This window comes from Hydrogenophaga taeniospiralis, from assembly GCF_020510445.1.
Lineage (GTDB): Bacteria > Pseudomonadota > Gammaproteobacteria > Burkholderiales > Burkholderiaceae_C > Hydrogenophaga.
In genome coordinates this window covers 3,039,102-3,055,413 of the sequence record NZ_JAHBAG010000001.1, presented here as the reverse complement: position 1 = coordinate 3,055,413, position 16,312 = coordinate 3,039,102, and the positions used below count along the sequence as shown (strand labels likewise).

14 protein-coding genes are annotated in these 16,312 nt (G+C 65.4%); 2 read left to right on the top strand and 12 right to left on the bottom strand.

Annotation, left to right across the window (positions count from 1 at the left end; genetic code table 11):
- Window positions 1–9 precede the first annotated feature (9 nt).
- The 6 genes from priB to KIH07_RS14605 all read right to left on the bottom strand — a co-directional run bounded on the left by priB (window position 10) and on the right by KIH07_RS14605 (window position 4,295).
- Window positions 10–282 carry a primosomal replication protein N gene (gene priB / locus KIH07_RS14630; protein ID WP_226492671.1) on the bottom strand — a complete coding sequence of 91 codons (273 nt, stop codon included), beginning with the start codon at window positions 280–282 and terminating at the stop codon, window positions 10–12.
- A gap of 40 nt (window positions 283–322) precedes the next feature.
- Window positions 323–697: a 30S ribosomal protein S6 gene (rpsF, locus tag KIH07_RS14625; protein WP_068166413.1), complete on the bottom strand. Its 375-nt coding sequence runs from the start codon at window positions 695–697 to the stop codon at window positions 323–325.
- A 201-nt stretch (window positions 698–898) separates the two neighbouring features.
- A complete protein-coding gene (locus KIH07_RS14620) occupies window positions 899–3,016 on the bottom strand; it encodes a sodium:solute symporter family protein (protein ID WP_226492670.1) in 2,118 nt (705 codons plus the stop codon).
- Window positions 3,017–3,020: 4 nt separating this feature from the next.
- A complete protein-coding gene (locus KIH07_RS14615) occupies window positions 3,021–3,281 on the bottom strand; it encodes a DUF4212 domain-containing protein (RefSeq protein ID WP_226492669.1) in 261 nt (86 codons plus the stop codon).
- A gap of 145 nt (window positions 3,282–3,426) precedes the next feature.
- Window positions 3,427–4,008: a tetratricopeptide repeat protein gene (locus KIH07_RS14610; protein ID WP_226492668.1), complete on the bottom strand. Its 582-nt coding sequence runs from the start codon at window positions 4,006–4,008 to the stop codon at window positions 3,427–3,429.
- Window positions 3,999–4,295: a hypothetical protein gene (locus KIH07_RS14605; protein WP_226492667.1), complete on the bottom strand. Its 297-nt coding sequence runs from the start codon at window positions 4,293–4,295 to the stop codon at window positions 3,999–4,001. Before KIH07_RS14605 ends, KIH07_RS14610 begins: the two co-directional genes overlap by 10 nt.
- Before the next feature lie 172 nt (window positions 4,296–4,467).
- Between KIH07_RS14605 and KIH07_RS14600 the strand changes: the two genes are divergently transcribed.
- A complete protein-coding gene (locus KIH07_RS14600) occupies window positions 4,468–6,327 on the top strand; it encodes a putative nucleotidyltransferase substrate binding domain-containing protein (RefSeq protein WP_226492666.1) in 1,860 nt (619 codons plus the stop codon).
- A 224-nt stretch (window positions 6,328–6,551) separates the two neighbouring features.
- Here the strand turns inward: KIH07_RS14600 and KIH07_RS14595 are convergent, their stop codons facing one another.
- The 5 genes from KIH07_RS14595 to ppsA all read right to left on the bottom strand — a co-directional run bounded on the left by KIH07_RS14595 (window position 6,552) and on the right by ppsA (window position 14,838).
- Window positions 6,552–8,753 (bottom strand): exonuclease domain-containing protein, encoded by a 2,202-nt coding sequence (locus KIH07_RS14595; RefSeq protein ID WP_226492665.1) that lies wholly within the window; start codon window positions 8,751–8,753, stop codon window positions 6,552–6,554.
- Window positions 8,754–8,814: 61 nt separating this feature from the next.
- Window positions 8,815–9,189: a response regulator transcription factor gene (locus KIH07_RS14590; protein ID WP_226492664.1), complete on the bottom strand. Its 375-nt coding sequence runs from the start codon at window positions 9,187–9,189 to the stop codon at window positions 8,815–8,817.
- Window positions 9,186–11,981, bottom strand: coding sequence for a sensor histidine kinase (locus KIH07_RS14585; protein ID WP_226492663.1), 2,796 nt, complete (start codon window positions 11,979–11,981; stop codon window positions 9,186–9,188). The genes KIH07_RS14590 and KIH07_RS14585 overlap by 4 nt, the downstream gene beginning before the upstream one ends.
- Before the next feature lie 18 nt (window positions 11,982–11,999).
- Complete coding sequence (locus KIH07_RS14580) at window positions 12,000–12,212, bottom strand: hypothetical protein (RefSeq protein WP_226492662.1); 213 nt, start codon at window positions 12,210–12,212, stop codon at window positions 12,000–12,002.
- Between the two features lie 217 nt (window positions 12,213–12,429).
- The gene (ppsA, locus tag KIH07_RS14575; protein WP_226492661.1) at window positions 12,430–14,838 is read right to left on the bottom strand and encodes a phosphoenolpyruvate synthase; all 2,409 of its coding nucleotides are present in this window, start codon (window positions 14,836–14,838) and stop codon (window positions 12,430–12,432) included.
- Between the two features lie 251 nt (window positions 14,839–15,089).
- Here ppsA and KIH07_RS14570 point away from each other — a divergent pair, with 251 nt between their 5' ends.
- Complete coding sequence (locus KIH07_RS14570; protein WP_226492660.1) at window positions 15,090–15,911, top strand: pyruvate, water dikinase regulatory protein; 822 nt, start codon at window positions 15,090–15,092, stop codon at window positions 15,909–15,911.
- A 19-nt stretch (window positions 15,912–15,930) separates the two neighbouring features.
- Here KIH07_RS14570 and KIH07_RS14565 read toward each other — a convergent pair whose 3' ends face one another.
- The gene (locus KIH07_RS14565; protein WP_226492659.1) at window positions 15,931–16,308 is read right to left on the bottom strand and encodes a hypothetical protein; all 378 of its coding nucleotides are present in this window, start codon (window positions 16,306–16,308) and stop codon (window positions 15,931–15,933) included.
- Window positions 16,309–16,312: the final 4 nt, after the last annotated feature.

The window sequence follows — 16,312 nt, the reverse complement described above, 5'->3', positions numbered from 1 at the left end:
TGGGCCTTCCTATGTCTTGCTGAAATCTTGGATATGGAACACAACGCCTTTGCCGTTGCGCGCATTCGTCAGAAACCCGTGAAACTCACAAACCGCATCAAGCCCCTGGCGGGACAGCGTTTCGGCCTGGGCCCCGAAGGCCACGGCCCTCAGTTGCAGCTTCACCTGTCTGGGAGTGTCCATTTCAACGACCTCGGACTCGTGTTCGAGCACGATGTTCAAGGCCGGAACGCCTGCCGGTGTGTAACGCAGGCTCTGCACCTGCACCACCACGGCGGACATTTGAAGCTGGTTCACCCGCTGACGACGTCACGCAGCGCGTTTACGCCGCGGCCTGTTCCTGCGGTTGTTGCTGGGACTTGCGGGCTTCTTCGCGCTCGACCGCCTTCATCATGGAAGATGGGCCGGTGTCGGCCTTCTTGCGCAGAACGGTCAGGTGGCGCAGCACGGCGTCGTTGAACTTGAAAGCGTGTTCCAGTTCGGCCATCACGGCCTGATCGGCCTCGATGTTGACGCACAGGTAGTGGGCCTTGGACAGCTTGTTGATCTGGTAGGCCAACTGACGGCGACCCCAGTCTTCAACACGGTGGATCTGGCCGCCACCGGCGGTGATCATGCCCTTGTAACGTTCCAGCATGGCCGGAACCTGTTCGCTTTGATCCGGATGGATCAGCAAAACGATTTCGTAGTGACGCATAGACTCTCCTTGTGGATGGACAACGCCCACACGATGCGTGGGCGCTTGAGGTGAGCTGCCCCCAGCGTCGATTCGGGGTGCAGCAAGGCAAGCCCGCGATTCTAGCAAAAAACCCGGCCAGTCGCAAAACTGGCCGGGTTCTGGAAAATCCGACCGGCGTCAGGTCGCCGGGCGGATGGCTTCAAGGCTCGATGCGGCGCATCAGGCCGAGCGCAGGTTGGGGTAGCGCACGTGCTCCACCAGTTCCTGCACCTTGCGACTGGGCTCCGGCGTCACCAGACTGAGCAGGATGATCACGGCAAAGCCCACGGGCACACCGAAAAGTCCTGCCGAAATGGGCTGAATGCCCCACCAGAGTTCCACCGGCGAGGTCACGCCAAACACCCCACGCAGCCAAGGCTGGGTGGTGACCATGTAGTAGAACGTGATGCCCAGGCCGGCGAGCATGCCTGCAGAGGCAGCGATGCCCGTGGCGCGCTTCCAGAAGATACCCAGCACGAGCGCAGGGAAGAACGCCGCCGCAGCGAACGAGAAGGCCGCCGAAACCAGGAACAGGATGTCCGCCGGCTTCTGCGCCGCCGTGTAAGCCGCCAGCAGCGCCACGATCAGCAGCAGGACTTTCGAAATGGTCACGCGGCGTGCAGTGGAAGCGTTGGGGTCGATCATCTTGTAATAGAGGTCGTGCGACAGCGCGTTGGCGATGGTCAGCAGCAAGCCGTCGGCGGTGGACAGCGCAGCAGCCAGACCACCGGCGGCCACCAGACCCGAGATCACGTAGGGCAGTCCTCCGATTTCCGGCGTCGCCAGCACCACGATGTCGCCACCAATGGTCATCTCGCCGAGCTGCAGGATGCCGTCCTTGTTGATGTCGGTGATCGCCATCAGTGTCGGATCGACCTTGTTCCACGAAGATACCCAGGCGGGCAACTGATCGAACGGTGTACCCACCACCATGTGGAACACCTCGTATTTCACCAGCACAGCCAGGGCCGGCGCGGTGAAGTAGAGCAGAAAGATGAAGAACAGCGACCAGGTCACCGACTGCCGGGCTTCCTTCACACTGGGCACCGTGTAGTAGCGCATCAGGATGTGGGGGAGTGCGGCCGTACCGATCATCAGGCAGAAGATCAGCGCCAGGAAGTTGCGACGCGAGGTGTCATAAGCTTCCACGGCCTTGGCATCCCCGTTCGGGTCGCCGGCAAACTGCTGAGCATGGGGAGGCATGCCATTGAGCGGTTTGGCCTTGCCGTCAGCCGAAGCCTTCGCCGCTGTCCAGGCTTTTTTCGCCGCAGCTTCGTCCTTGGGCAGCGCAGACACCGCCTTCTCCGCGGCGGAAATGTCCGCCGACGGCGCGTTCGCTGCGCGCAACTCGGCCAGCTTGGCTTCGGCAGCGGCCTTGTCGGCGGCCAGCGCAGCGCCCGGGTCATTGAGTTTGGCGGCCAGATCGTCCGAACGCTTCTTGTAGATGGCGCGCACTTCCAGCTCTTTGGGATCGTTGGTCAGCAGCTTTTCCTTGGCCGTGACCTTCTCCAGCTGGTAGCCGTAGATGGCCTGCGGCACTGGAATGCTGGTCTGTTTCACCGAGAGCCACACCACCGGAATCATGTAGGCCACGATCAGGATGATGTACTGCGCCACCTGCGTCCAGGTGACCGCGCGCATGCCGCCCAGGAAAGAGCAGACCAGAATGCCGCCCAGACCGAGGAACACGCCCAGTTCAAACGCCACACCGGTCAGGCGCGAGGTGATGATGCCCACGCCATAGATCTGTGCCACGACGTAGGTGAACGAGCACAGGATCGCGGCGAAGATGCCAATGAAGCGCGGCAGGTTGCCGCCGTACCGCTCGCCCAGAAAGTCGGGAATGGTGAACTGGCCAAACTTGCGCAGGTACGGCGCAAGAAACAGCGCCACCAGGCAATAGCCTCCTGTCCATCCCATGATGAAGGCAAGGCCGCCGTAGCCGGTCAGGTAGAGCGTGCCGGCCATGCCGATGAAGGACGCCGCCGACATCCAGTCCGCGCCCGTGGCCATGCCGTTGTAGACCGCGGGCACGCGGCGTCCGGCCACGTAGTACTCGGCCGCATCGGTGGTGCGACTCATGATGCCAATACCGGCATACAGGCCAATGGTGGCGAGAAGGAAGATGAAGCCGATCCACTCGCGTGGCAAACCCATCTGCTCCAGGACCGCCAGAACAACCACAAAACCCAGAAAACCGCCCGTGTACCACGTGTACACCTTGCTGAGTTGTTTGCGGAACGCCCGGTTGGAGTCCCCGGCGCTCATACCCGCCTTGGTTTCGAACATGCCTGCCATGGTGTTATTCCTCGGTCTCTTCGACACCGTGTTCGATGTCGAGTTTGTTCATGTACCAAGCGTAGTACCCGATGATCAGGCAGTACACCACCAGCGCGCCCTGGGCACCCATCCAGAAACTGAACGGCCAGCCAAAGAAGTTGAAGCTCAGTTCTCGCGCAAAGTAACTCAGGACGAATGTCACCACGAACCAGATTGCAAGCAATATGGCCGTGATGTTGAGGTTTTTCCGCCAGTAACGGCGGTGGTTATCAGTCAGTTCCATGGGATCGACCTCCATCAGCGAAACCCTCTCGGGCACATCACGAACACCGCCTGTCTCCTCAAGGCAGCCTGCAACCGGTCCGCGTTTTTCGATGATCGGCTGGCGCCGACCATCCCTTTTTCAGCCGCACGGCCGAAGCGCTCGATCAAGCCTGGACGTGGCCCAGACCCGTTTCGCGCTCCAGTTGTGCCGCCACTTTGGGCTCGAACCCGCGGAGGTGGCGAATGATCTTCGCGGCCTCATCGGGCTCTTGCCGGTCAACATGAACCCGGGCCAGCTGGTACCAGCCGTAGGGGCTCATGGGTTGCAGTTCGGTGTTTTTCCGCAGCGCGACCACCGCTTCGTCAAAGCGGCGTTGGCGGATGAGGCTGAGCGCCAGGCCATACCAGGCCCGGTCCAGCTTGGGGTCGATCTCGATGGTGCGGCGAAACGCTGCCTCGGACTGTTCGAGCAGCCCCATCTCTTCGCTCAGAAAACCCAGGTTGAACCAACCGGGCGCGGCGCCAGGTGCCACAGCAACCTGCCGCTGCAGCGTCTGCAGCGCCCCGGCCTTGTCGCCCAACTCTGCCAGCAGATGGGCTCGGGTGGCCAGCGCGTACACGTCGTCGGCGTCGGCCCGCAGCAGACCGTCGAGGCGATCCAGCGCGGCCTGACGCTGGCCAAACACCAGCAAGGAGCGAACCTGCCAGCGGGCAAACAGGTGATTGAGTGAGTGGGTTACTGACACAGTGCCACTCCGATCTTCAAACAGTGATTGACCTTGGCCAAAGTCACACCGACCCACACGAAGCCCAGAATGAGAAACGCCACCAGAGGCAGGTGGCGCTCGAGGACAAACCGGGGCGTCACCCAGCGTGCCACGCGCACAAAGGGTTTGCCGAGCAGTTGGAGGACCTGATAAAACAAATTCTGGTCCTTGCGCTGCCCGGCCAACAAGCCCAGCACCCACTGGCCGAACAGGGCCAGCAGGGCGATTTCTGCGATCAGCTTGACGGCGGTAATCAGTGTCAACATGTAAGGTTCTGGTAAAGGTGAAGCCATTCTGAATTCGGACCTTACCGAGTTCTTACAAAAGTGGTCTTCCGGGGCCTGATGCAGGTCAAACCCTCTGAGGGTTTACCCGCAAGCCTGACCAGGGGGCCGGTGTAGCATCCACGGCACCCTCCGTGCGACCGGTATCAGCTCCATGATCCACCCTGTCTCCCCTGCCCTGCCTTTGCCCGAACAGCTGCGGCAGCACCGCATCTTTGGGCTGCTGTCCGAAGGGTCCAGGCAGCGGCTGGCTGACACGCTGGTGGTGCAGTCGCTCGAAGCGGGCGAAGCGCTGGAAGCGGTCGACGCCGCGCATCCGACGCTCTACTGGCTGCTCTCAGGCGCCATGACGCTGCTGGACGCGCAGGCTCAGCCGGTGGTAACGCTCCAGCCTGGAGAGATCTTCGGTCTGCAGGCCGCAGGGGCCACCAACGTGCAGAGCGCGCGGGCCCGCACCCCGAGCGAGCTGGTGAGCCTGGACAGTGCGCTGGTGGAAGAGCTGCGCGGCGAAACGCCCGCCCTGGGCTACTTGCTGCGCCACCTCGACCACACCCACACCGCCGCTCGCGGCATCGCGGACGCCAGGAGCACGGACCCGGCCCTCAACCTCATGACCACGCCGGTGCGCGCCGTCATCCGGCGCGAGCCGATCACCCTGCCCCCCCAAATCAGCATCCGGGAAGCGGCGCGGGTCATGAGCGAACAACGCGTGTCCTCGGTGCTGATCGTGGAACAGGGCCTGCTGTTCGGACTGGTCACCGACCGCGACCTGCGCAACCGCGTGATCGCCGCCGGCATGGACACGGCGCGACCCCTGATCGACATCGCCACCCTGGCGCCCCTGACCATCGGCGTGCAGAACCCGGCGTTCGACGCGCTGCTGCTGATGGCGCGCCACAACATCCACCATGTGCCGGTGCTCGACGGCCAGCGCATCGTGGGCATGATCACGGCCACCGACCTGACCGAACAGCACAGCACATCGGCGGTGTACCTGGCCGGTGACATCTACAAACAGGGCACGGTCGAGGGCCTGCAGCAAGCCAGCACCAAGATCAAGCGGCTGCAGCAGAGCCTGGCCGCGGCCGAGGCCTCGGCCTACAGCACCGGCCACATCATCACCGCCATCACCGACGCCATCACCAGCCGCCTGCTGCAACTGGGCGAGGCCCGCTTCGGCCCGGCGCCGGTGGACTATGTGTGGGTGGCGGCGGGCTCGCAGGCCCGCAGCGAGCAGACCGCCCGGTCCGACCAGGACAACTGCATGGTGCTCGACGACCGCTACGACGAAGCGCTGCACGGCGCCTATTTCAAGTCCCTTTCGCAGTTCGTCTGCGACGGGCTGGACGCCTGCGGGTACGTGTACTGCCCGGGCGAGATGATGGCCATGACCGACACCTGGCGCCAGCCGCGCCGTCGCTGGGCCGAGTACTTCGCGCGCTGGACCGGCCAGCCGGACCCCAAGGCCCTCATGCTCACCTGCGTGTTCTTCGACCTGCGTGCGGTGCATGGCCAGAGCGCGCTGCTCGACGGCCTGCGCCGCGACGTGCTGGAACGCACCAAGGACAACACCATCTTTCTGGCGCACATGGTGGGCAACGCGCTCACCCACACGCCGCCGCTGGGCATGTTCAAGGGCATCTCCACCGCGCGCAGCGGCGAACACAAGGGCACGATCGACCTCAAACACAACGGCGTGGTGCCCATCGTGGACCTGGCCCGCGTGTACGCGTTGGCCGGGGGCGACGCGGCGGTCAACACGCACGACCGCCTGTTGAGCGCGGCCGCGGGCGGGGCCGTCAGCGAACAGAGCGCCCGCGACCTGCGCGACGCGCTGGAATTCATGGCCTTCATCCGCATCCAGCACCAGGCCCGGCAGATCGCCCAGGGCCTCCCGCCCAACAACCACCTCAACCCGGCCGAGATCTCCAACCTCGAACGGACCCAGCTCAAGGACGCGTTCACGGTGGTGCAGTCGCTGCAGAGCGTGCTGGGTCAGCGATATCACTTCTGACCCCCCGCGCCGCGCCTAAGGGCGCGTCACCCCCCAGGGGGCGATGCAAGCGGCCTGGCAAAGCCAGTTCCGCCGCATCCTGGGTTCGGGCACGCGCTCCGGAGAGGCGATGCCATTCAAAGAGGGGGAGCTTGGTTCCAGGGCACCGCGGAACCGGCTTTGCCGGGCCGCCAGTGCCGCCCCCTGGGGGGTGACGCGCCCTTAGGCGCGGCACGGGGGGGGGGTCAATACTTGAGTCGGGCGTAATACGTCTTCTGCGCCGCCTCGCGCGCCTGGCCCAGGGTGTGGATGCCTTTTTCCGCCAGCAGGGGAATCAGTCTCATGAACACCTCGGCCGTGACCATGGCATCGCCCAGGGCGGTGTGGCGCCCGATGACGGTGACGTTGAAACGCTCGGCGATCGCTTCCAGACGGTGTGAGTCCTGGTTGGGGTGGATCACCGCCGAGAGCAGCAGGGTGTCGAGCACGGGGTGGTCGAACACCAGCCCCGTGAGCTTTTCCTTGAGCTGCAGAAAACGCATGTCGAACGCCGCGTTGTGCGCCACCAGCACGGTGTCCTGCGCGAAAGCGTGAAACGCGGGCAGCACCTGATCGATGGTGGGCTGGCCGAGCACCATCCCGGGCTGGATGCCATGGATGGGAATCGACGCGGCGGGGATCGACCGCTTCGGGTCCACCAGCTGTTCAAAGCATTCCTGGCGCAGCAGCTTGCCGTTGACGATGCGCGTCGCGCCGATCTGGATGATCTCGTCGCCCTCCGACGGGTTGAGCCCCGTGGTCTCGGTGTCGAACACGGTGTAGACCAGATCGACGAGCTTGCAATCGTCCAGCGTGCGCGTCTGCTCGGTGGTCTTGAACAGATCGAAGTCGTAGTACTCCGGGCGGCTCTCGCCCTTCACGAACAGGGCCGCGTCCACCTGCTCCTGCGGGTTGGCCAGGGGCAGCAGGAAACGGAAGAAGGCCTGGTGGCGGACGCGCTCGCGCTCGAACCAGAACGCGCCACCGTGGCGCTCGACCACGTCGCGCACGGTCAGGCGCGTGGCTTCGGTCCCAACCTTCATCGGGTCCATCTCCCAGCTCATCACCGTCTCGGTGCTCATCACCTGGCCCGACCAGATCAGGTCCAGCTGGGCCTTGCCGGCGCTGCCGCTGGCCGCCCCCAGGCGCAGTTGCACGAAGCGCACATCGAACTCGTCGGCCAGACGCCCGGTCAGGTACACCAGCGCCTGCAGCAGCGAAAAGCTCTCCACCTTGAGCCACAGCGAGGCATCCACTTCCACGCTGGAAGCCGGCAGGCCGGTGATGATCTCGATGCGGCGCAGGGCCGCGTTCACCAGGTCGGCGCCCAGCATGTCCTCCAGCGGCCAGCGGGTCTTCAGGCTGTCGGCCGAGCCCGATTCCAGCGCGGCGATGCGCTGGCTCAGCGAGCGCGTTTCGTCGCGGATCACGCCCAGGAAGCGCTCGCGCATGGCGGCGTCGAGGTCGGGGTAGTCGAGCATGTCGATCGCCGCCTGCATGTTGGCCAGCGCCGAGCGGCTGCCCTCCGTCAGCGCATGCAGCACATGGTCCTTGGCCGATTCGGCCTCGTAGTCGCGCGTGATGTTGTCCAGCATCAGCACGAAGCCGGTGAGCTCGATGCGGTCGGCGGCGGACTCCATCATCTGGGTCTGAACCGAGCGCACCGGCGCCATCTGCACCCGCAGCAGTTGGCCCGCCACCGTGGTGGTGACGAACTGGGCCGAGGGCTGGCCCGCGCCGCGCAGCATGCGCTGCTGGATGTTTTCCAGCGCGTGGGCCACCAGCTTGCGGTCGAACACACTGTAGATGGAGCGGCCCAGGCCGATCAGTTCGGCCCCGCCGGCCACCCCGGGCGCCTGCGAGAGCGCGCGGAACTGCATGCGCGCGCGGTTGTTGTAGAGCAGGATGCGCCCGTCGAGGTTGCAGACCACCACGCTCTGCGTGAGCTCGGACATGAGCGCGGCCAGCCGCGAGCGCTCCTGCTCAATGCCCTGGGCCGCCTCGCTGACCCTTGCGTCCATCTGGCGGCGCAACTCCTCGCGCTGGACCACGAGCTGGTTGAACAGGTCGGCGAGCACCTTGGTCTCGACGTTGCCCTTGGGGTGCAGGTTGCGCACGACGTCGGTGCGCAGCAGCACCTGCGCCTCTTCGGCCAGTTGCACCGAGGGCGTGACCCAGTGGTCGAACCAGCGCATCAGCCCCCAGGCGATGGCGGCCATGCCAACGCCCCAGGTCAGGCAGATCAGCGTCAGGCGGCTTTCCAGCAGACCCCACACCGTGTCGCGGTCCTGCGGGTCCATGGTCGCGCCCACCAATCCGAAGGTCGCCAGCAGCCAGGCGATGGACACCACGGCCGCCACCCCCAGCAGCCACCACAACCGCCGGTCGGTCTTGCGATGACCGCTCACTGGACCTCCCTCCGTGTCGCACACGGCGGGGCCGAGCGCCTTCGGAACGGCCGGGCAGCGCTCATGCCGCAGCTCCAAGCATTGCCTTGACCTTCTGCACCAGTTCCTTGGTGGAAAACGGCTTGGTCATGTAGGCATTGGCGCCCAGCGCGAGGCCCTTGGCGATGTCGGTGTCGCGCCCCTTGGCGGTGAGCATGAGGATGGGCGTGTCGCGCACCAGCTCGTGGACCCGCACTTCGCAGCAGACGTCGAACCCGGTCTTGACCGGCATCATCACGTCCAGCAGCACCAGCGCCGGGCGCTCGCGCACGATGGCGTCGATGGCCTCCTGCCCGTCGCGCGCCACCACCACCTCGTAGCCTTCGCGCTTCATCAGGAACTCGAGCGAAATCAGGATGTTGGGCTCGTCGTCGGCGATCAGTATTTTCTGGCTCATGCTTGTGCTCCTGTGAGGTTGATGGCGGCCCCATGGGCCGCCATCGGGTCTGATCCGGTTTCGCGCGCGGGGTCGGTGCGCGGCAGGAAAAAGCCGAAGCGCGCGCCCTGCCCCGGGCTGGATTGCAGCCACATGCGGCCACCAAAGTGTTCCACGATCTGGCGGCTGATGGGCAGGCCCAGCCCGGTACCGCCCGGGCGGTAGTGCTCGTCGCCCGACACCTGGCGGAATTTCTCGAACACCATGGTCTGCTGGTCGAGCGCGATACCCGGGCCGTTGTCCTGCACCTCCACCTCCACACCACCTTCCACCACGCGCAGACCCATCACCACCCGGCCGCTGTCGCGCGGCGCGTACTTGGCCGCGTTGGACAACAGGTTGAGCACCACCTGGGTGATGCGGTCGTGATCGGCCCACAGCGGCGCCACCGATGCGGGCAAACGCAGTTCGAGGACCACGCCCCGCTCGCGGTAGGTCTCGCCCATGCTGCCCGCGGCCTGCTCCAGCAGCTCGCACATGTCCACCTCGGTGTTGTGCCACTCGGCGTGCCCGGCCTCGATCTTGGCCATGTCCAGCACCTGGTTCACCAGGCGGCTCAGGCGCTCGGCCTCGGCCACGATGATGCCCAGAAACTGCTGGCGCTGAGCCAAGTCCATTTGGTCATCGTCGCGCATCAGCTCCGACAGGGCCCTGATCGACGTCAAGGGCGTGCGCAGCTCGTGCGTCACCGACGACATGAAATCGTCCTTGAGCCGGTCCAGGCTCTTGAGTTTTTCGTTCGCTTCGCGCAGCTCGTTGGTGGCGCGTTCGAGCGAACGCGACTTGTCTTCCAGCGCGTGCGAGTAGGCGCGCAACTGCGAGGCCTCGTCGAGGATGCGCATCACGTCGTCCAGGTTGAGCGCCTCCTCCTCCACCACCGAGGCCACCATCACCCGCGCCGAAGCGCTGCCGATGGCGCCGGCCAACTGCGTTTCCACGAAATGCACCAGCCGCGCGTCGGCGGGAATCTGGTCGATGTGCCCCACCCCCACGCTTTGCGCGTATTCGTTGAAAAGGCGCCGCGCGGTCTCCACCCCCAGAAACCGACCGGCCAGTGGCAACAGCGCGGACACCTGGGCCTTGCCCTGCCAGAACACCGGGCGGGAACCCGAGGCGCGGTGAAACACGTCCACGAACAACAGGGCCTGGCTGGTCTCGCGCGCCGAGGGTGGGCGCCACAGCGAGACCCCCACATAGCCCACCAGATTGGCCAGCAGGCTCCAGAACAGCGAGTGCGTGATGTTGTCCAGCCCGGCCAGGCCCAGGAAGGCCTCGGGTTTGAGCCAGTTAAGGCCCCACAGCCCGTGCACCAGGAAGTCGCCCGGCAGCCAGCCCGACTTGGCCAGCGAAGGCAGCATCAGGGTGTAGGCCCAGAAACCGAACCCCAGCAGCAGGCCCGTGAGCGCTCCGCCCTGCGTACCGCCCTTCCAGTACATGCCGCCCAGCATCGCCGGCGCGAACTGCGCCACCGCCGCGAAGCTGATGAGGCCGATGCTCACCAGCGCGTAGGCTTCGCCCGCGAGGTGGAAATACAGGTAGCCCAACAGCAGAATGCCCAGAATCGCCAGCCGGCGAATGGTCAGCAGCAGCGTGGTGAGGTCACCGCTGGCGCGCGCGCCGAAGCGCCGCATGCGCAGCAGCAATGGCATCACGAGGTCGTTGCACACCATGGTAGAGACCGCAATCGCCTCCACGATCACCATGCCGGTGGCGGCGGACAGGCCCCCGACGAAGGCGAACAGGGCCAGCGCATGGTGGCCCTGCGACAGCGGCAGCGACAGCACGAAGGTCTCGGGGTCCATCTGCCCGGGGCCAAAATGCAGCAGCCCACCCACGGCGATCGGCAGCACAAACAGGTTGATGAGCAACAGGTAGAGCGGGAACGCCCAGACCGCGCGCCGCAGGTGCCGCTCGTCTACGTTTTCCACCACCATCATCTGGAACTGCCGCGGCAGAAAGATCACCGACAGCATGGCCAGCAGCGTGTGGCCCAGCCACTGCGCGTACGCAAAGGGCTGGCCCTGGCCGAATTGCAGCAGACGGCGCAATTCGGCCACCGCCAGGGCCTGGTCAAACAGCCGGGCCGGGTTGCCGAACAGGCCGAAGCTCACGAACAGGCCGATCGCCAGGAAGGCCATCAGCTTCACCACCGACTCGAACGCGATCGCGGCCACCATGCCCTCGTGGCGCTCGGTGCTGTCCAGGTGCCGGGCACCGAAGACGATGGTGAACCCGGCCAGCGCAACGGCCAGGTAGAGCGTGCTGTCGGTCCACCATTGCGCGCTCTGCACGGCGGGCTGGCCCAGGGGCGAGGTCAGCACCGCGTAGCCGCTGGCGATGGCCTTGAGCTGCAGCGCGATGTAGGGGACGATGCCCACCACGGTGATCAGCGTCACCAGCCCGGCCAGCAGCGGGCTCTTGCCGTAGCGGCTGGCAATGAAGTCGGCGATCGAGGTGATGCGCCAGGTCTTGGCGATGCGGATCATCTTGCGCACCACCATCCAGGCCAGGATCATGGCCAGCATGGGCCCGAGGTAGGTGGGCAGGAACCAGACCCCCGAGGTGGCGGCCCGCCCCACGCTGCCAAAGTAGGTCCAGGCGGTGCAATAGACCGCCAGCGACAGCGCGTACACCCAGGGGCTGGCGATGACCGAGCGCCCCTGAGCGGCCCGCAGGTCGGCCCAGTGCGCCACCGCGAACAGCAGCAACAGGTAGGCAAACGAGACACCAATGACCAGGGGAGCGGAGAGCATGACCGGTCCTGGCTGGGGTCAGCCGGCAGCGCTGGCGTCGGTGTCGCGTTCGACCACCCAGGCCAGGGCCGCGATCAGCAGCGCCCAGACCACGAACAGCGCCAGTGGAAACAGCGGCAGGCCAAACACCCGGGCATCGTGGTCCCAGAGGGCCAGCAGTGGAAAGTTGAACAGCGCCCAGCCGGCAAAAAACAGGGCCACCAGGCGCTGGGCGGCAAGACCTTGAAACATGCGTGTCTCCTCGTGCGGTGGGTGCGGTGCTTGGCCGCGGCTCCTCGCCGACGATTGTGCCCCACGCACTGACCGACCGCTTACGCTGAGGTGCACAAACACCGGCGCACGAACACAAGCGCAAAAAAGGCGGCAGGGTCTGCACCCTGCCGCCTGGTTCAACGCAACGCGGGCCGGCCGCGCTGCGTCATGGTTTCGCGCCCTCTGGCGCGGTCCGTCACGCCGCCGGTTTCGCCGACGAGGCCAGCAGTTGCCAGGTGTCCACCACCGAGTCGGGGTTCAGCGAAATGGAGCTGATGCCCTCGTCGCGCAGCCACTGGGCGAAGTCGGGGTGGTCACTGGGGCCTTGACCGCAGATGCCGACGTACTTGCCCTCGGCCTTGCAGGCGCCGATGGCCAGCTTCAGCAACGCCTTGACGGCCGGGTCGCGTTCGTCGAAGTCGTGTGCCAGCAGCTCCAGGCCGGAATCGCGGTCCAGGCCCAGGGTGAGCTGGGTCAGGTCGTTGGAACCGATGGAGAAGCCGTCGAAATACCGCAGGAAGTCGTGTGCCAGCACCGCGTTGCTCGGGATCTCGCACATCATGATGACCTTGAGGTCGTGCTCGCCGCGCTTCAAGCCCTTCTCGGCCAACAGCTCGGTCACGCGCTGCGCCTGGCCCAGCGTGCGCACGAAAGGCACCATCACCTGCACGTTGTTCAGGCCCATGTCTTCGCGCACGCGCTTGATGGCTTCGCATTCCATGGCGAAGGCTTCGCGGAAGTCGTCGCTGATGTAGCGTGCCGCGCCACGAAAGCCCAGCATGGGGTTTTCTTCATCGGGCTCGTAGCGGCTGCCACCGACCAGTTTGCGGTACTCGTTGGACTTGAAGTCCGACAGGCGCACGATCACCGGCTTGGGCCAGAAGGCCGCGGCGATGGTGGCCACGCCCTCGGCCACCTTGTCCACGTAGAAGGCGCGCGGCGAAGCGTGGCCGCGGGCCACCGACTCCACCGCCTTCTTCAGGTCGGCGTCGATCTGCGGGTAGTCCAGGATGGCCTTGGGGTGCACGCCGATGTTGTTGTTGATGATGAATTCCAACCGCGCCAGGCCCACGCCGCCGTTGGGGATCTGGCAGAAGTCGAAGGCCAGCTGGGGGTTGCCCACGTTCATCATGATCTTCACGTCCAGCGGGGGCATCTCGCCGCGCTGCACTTCGGTGACCTCGGTTTCGAGCAGGCCGTCGTAGATGTGGCCAGTGTCGCCCTCGGCGCAGCTCACGGTCACCAGGGTGCCGTCCTTGAGGGTCTCGGTGGCGTCGCCACAGCCCACCACGGCCGGGATGCCCAGCTCGCGCGCGATGATGGCCGCGTGGCAGGTGCGGCCACCGCGGTTGGTCACGATGGCACTGGCGCGTTTCATGACCGGCTCCCAGTTCGGATCGGTCATGTCGGTCACCAGCACGTCGCCGGGCTGAACCTTGTCCATCTCGCTGATGTTGTGCACCAGGCGCACCGGGCCGGTACCGACCTTCTGGCCAATGGCGCGGCCCGAGGCCAGCACGGTGCCCTTGCCTTTGAGCTTGTAGCGCACCTCGGTCTTGCCGGCGCTCTGGCTCTTCACGGTTTCGGGACGCGCCTGCAGGATGTAGAGCTGACCGTCGGTACCGTCCTTGCCCCACTCGATGTCCATCGGGCGGCCGTAGTGCTGCTCGATCACCAGCGCGTAGTGCGCGAGTTGTTCCACGTCGGCGTCGGTCAGGCTGTAGCGGTTGCGCTGCTCGACCGGCACGTCGATGGTCTTGACCAGCTTGCCGCTCTGGGCCTTTTCTTCGGCCGTGCTGAAGGTCATCTGGATCAGCTTGGAGCCCAGGTTGCGGCGGATCAGCGCGCGCTTGCCGGCCTTGAGCATGGGCTTGTGCACGTAGAACTCGTCGGGGTTCACGGCGCCCTGCACCACCGTCTCGCCCAGGCCGTAGCTGGAGGTGATGAAGACCACGTCTTCGAAGCCCGATTCAGTGTCGATGGTGAACATCACGCCGGCCGCGCCGGTGTCGGAGCGCACCATGCGCTGCACGCCGGCGGACAGGGCCACGTCGGCGTGGGCAAAGCCCTTGTGCACGCGGTAGCTGATGGCGCGGTCGTTGTACAGCGAAGCGAACACCTCCTTCATCTTGTGCAGCACCTCGTCGATGCCGTGCACGTTGAGGAAGGTTTCCTGCTGGCCGGCGAACGAGGCGTCGGGCAGGTCTTCGGCGGTGGCCGACGAGCGCACGGCAAAGGTGGCCTTGTCGTTGTCACCCACCAGGGTGACGAAGGCGTCGCGGATGGCTTTTTCCAGATCGGCGGGGAACGGCTGGTTCTCCACCATGGCCCGGATCTCGGCGCCGGCTTCGGCCAGGGCGCGCACGTCCTCGGTGTCGAGCGCGTTCAGGCGCGCGTTGATGCGGTCGGTCAGGCCGTCGTACTTCAGGAACTCGCGAAAGGCGTGTGCCGTGGTGGCAAAGCCGGTGGGCACCTTCACGCCGCTGGGCAGTTGCGAGATCATCTCGCCGAGGCTGGCATTCTTGCCGCCGACGGATTCGACGTCGCTCATCCGCAGATGCTCGAAAGGCACGACCAGATCGGTCGGGGAAAACAGGTTGGACATGGATAGACTCCGCTCAAGTTAAAAAACCGGGGGCTCCATGCGCCGCGCTCCTGACCTGTGGTTCTGTTATGGGTCCGTCGCCGGGCAATGGGCTGAAATCGGACGGGCGGGCGGCATTGATAATGGCGCCACGGCCCGAACCCGACATTGTAGGGCGCCACCCTGACAGGCGTCGCGCCCAAGCTGACGGGTCTGAAACGCACTGCAACCCGGTCTGAACCGTCCCGCCACCCCATCCGCACGACCCCACCATGCCCACCAGAACGGTCTTTTTTGTCTCCGACGGCACCGGCATCACCGCCGAAACCTTTGGCAACGCCATCCTGGCCCAGTTCGAGACCCAGGTGCGCCGCGTGCGCCTGCCCTTCCAGGACAGCGTCGACAAGGCCCACCAGGCGGTGCGCCAGATCAACCACACGGCCGAGGTCGAAGGCCGGCGCCCGCTGGTGTTCACCACCGTGGTGAACATGGACGTGCTGCGCGTCGTCAAGGAACACTGCAACGGCATGATCCTGGACATGTTCGGCACCTTCGTCGAACCCCTGGAAGCCGAACTGGGCATCAAGTCGAACCACCGCGTGGGCCGTTTCTCGGATGTATCCAAAAGCAAGGAATACCACGACCGCATCGAGGCCATCAATTTCTCGCTCCTGCACGACGATGGCCAGAGCCACCGCGATCTGGCCGGCTCGGACGTGATCCTGGTCGGCGTGAGCCGCAGCGGCAAGACCCCGACCTCGCTCTACCTGGCCATGCAGCACGGTCTGAAGGCCTCCAACTACCCGCTGATTCCGGAAGACTTCGAGCGCCGCAAGCTGCCGCCGGCCCTGGTGCCGCACCGCAAGAAGATCTTTGGCCTGACGATCGCCCCCGAGCGCCTGTCCGAGATCCGCAACGAGCGCCGGCCCAACTCGCGCTACGCGAGCCTGGAGAACTGCCGCATGGAGGTCAGCGAGGCCGAAGGCATGATGCGCCGCGAGGGCATCCGCTGGCTCTCGACGACCACCAAGTCGATCGAGGAGATCGCCACCACCATCCTGCAGGAAATCCGCCCGGAGCGGCTGGAGTACTGAGCCCCGGGCCGGGGTGCGCTCAACCCGGTTGATCGGGCTTGGTTGCTTTGCGCCCCGGGCCCAGTCCGTGCGCCTGGCGTCCCAGCGCGAAGGACGCAAACAGTTTGATCCAAAGGGTGGAGCCGGCGATGGCCACCCAGGTGTCGTAGTCGAGCCGACCCAGCAGCACCGCCACGATCACGCCCACCGTCGCCACCCCCGCGATCCCGTTGATGGCCATCTCGTAGGGCGCGTACTTCTCGGCGTTGGCGGGTGGAAGCCCCTTCTTCAAAGCCACTTCCGAGAAGTCCCGTTTCATCAGGATGCGCCAGGTTCGACGCAACCAGAAGAAGGCCACGGGAAACAAGGCCAGGAAAAAAACGATGCGTACGGGGAAAACGCTCAAACCAAAGTCCATTCCA

Bases quoted from the DNA above. Each gene is read 5' to 3' on its own strand.
- priB (WP_226492671.1), bottom strand. From the start codon at position 282: ATGTCCGCCGTGGTGGTGCAGGTGCAGAGCCTGCGTTACACACCGGCA.
- rpsF (WP_068166413.1), bottom strand. From the start codon at position 697: ATGCGTCACTACGAAATCGTTTTGCTGATCCATCCGGATCAAAGCGAA.
- KIH07_RS14620 (WP_226492670.1), bottom strand. From the start codon at position 3,016: ATGGCAGGCATGTTCGAAACCAAGGCGGGTATGAGCGCCGGGGACTCC.
- KIH07_RS14615 (WP_226492669.1), bottom strand. From the start codon at position 3,281: ATGGAACTGACTGATAACCACCGCCGTTACTGGCGGAAAAACCTCAAC.
- KIH07_RS14605 (WP_226492667.1), bottom strand. From the start codon at position 4,295: ATGTTGACACTGATTACCGCCGTCAAGCTGATCGCAGAAATCGCCCTG.
- KIH07_RS14600 (WP_226492666.1), top strand. From the start codon at position 4,468: ATGATCCACCCTGTCTCCCCTGCCCTGCCTTTGCCCGAACAGCTGCGG.
- KIH07_RS14590 (WP_226492664.1), bottom strand. From the start codon at position 9,189: ATGAGCCAGAAAATACTGATCGCCGACGACGAGCCCAACATCCTGATT.
- KIH07_RS14585 (WP_226492663.1), bottom strand. From the start codon at position 11,981: ATGCTCTCCGCTCCCCTGGTCATTGGTGTCTCGTTTGCCTACCTGTTG.
- KIH07_RS14580 (WP_226492662.1), bottom strand. From the start codon at position 12,212: ATGTTTCAAGGTCTTGCCGCCCAGCGCCTGGTGGCCCTGTTTTTTGCC.
- ppsA (WP_226492661.1), bottom strand. From the start codon at position 14,838: ATGTCCAACCTGTTTTCCCCGACCGATCTGGTCGTGCCTTTCGAGCAT.
- KIH07_RS14570 (WP_226492660.1), top strand. From the start codon at position 15,090: ATGCCCACCAGAACGGTCTTTTTTGTCTCCGACGGCACCGGCATCACC.
- KIH07_RS14565 (WP_226492659.1), bottom strand. From the start codon at position 16,308: ATGGACTTTGGTTTGAGCGTTTTCCCCGTACGCATCGTTTTTTTCCTG.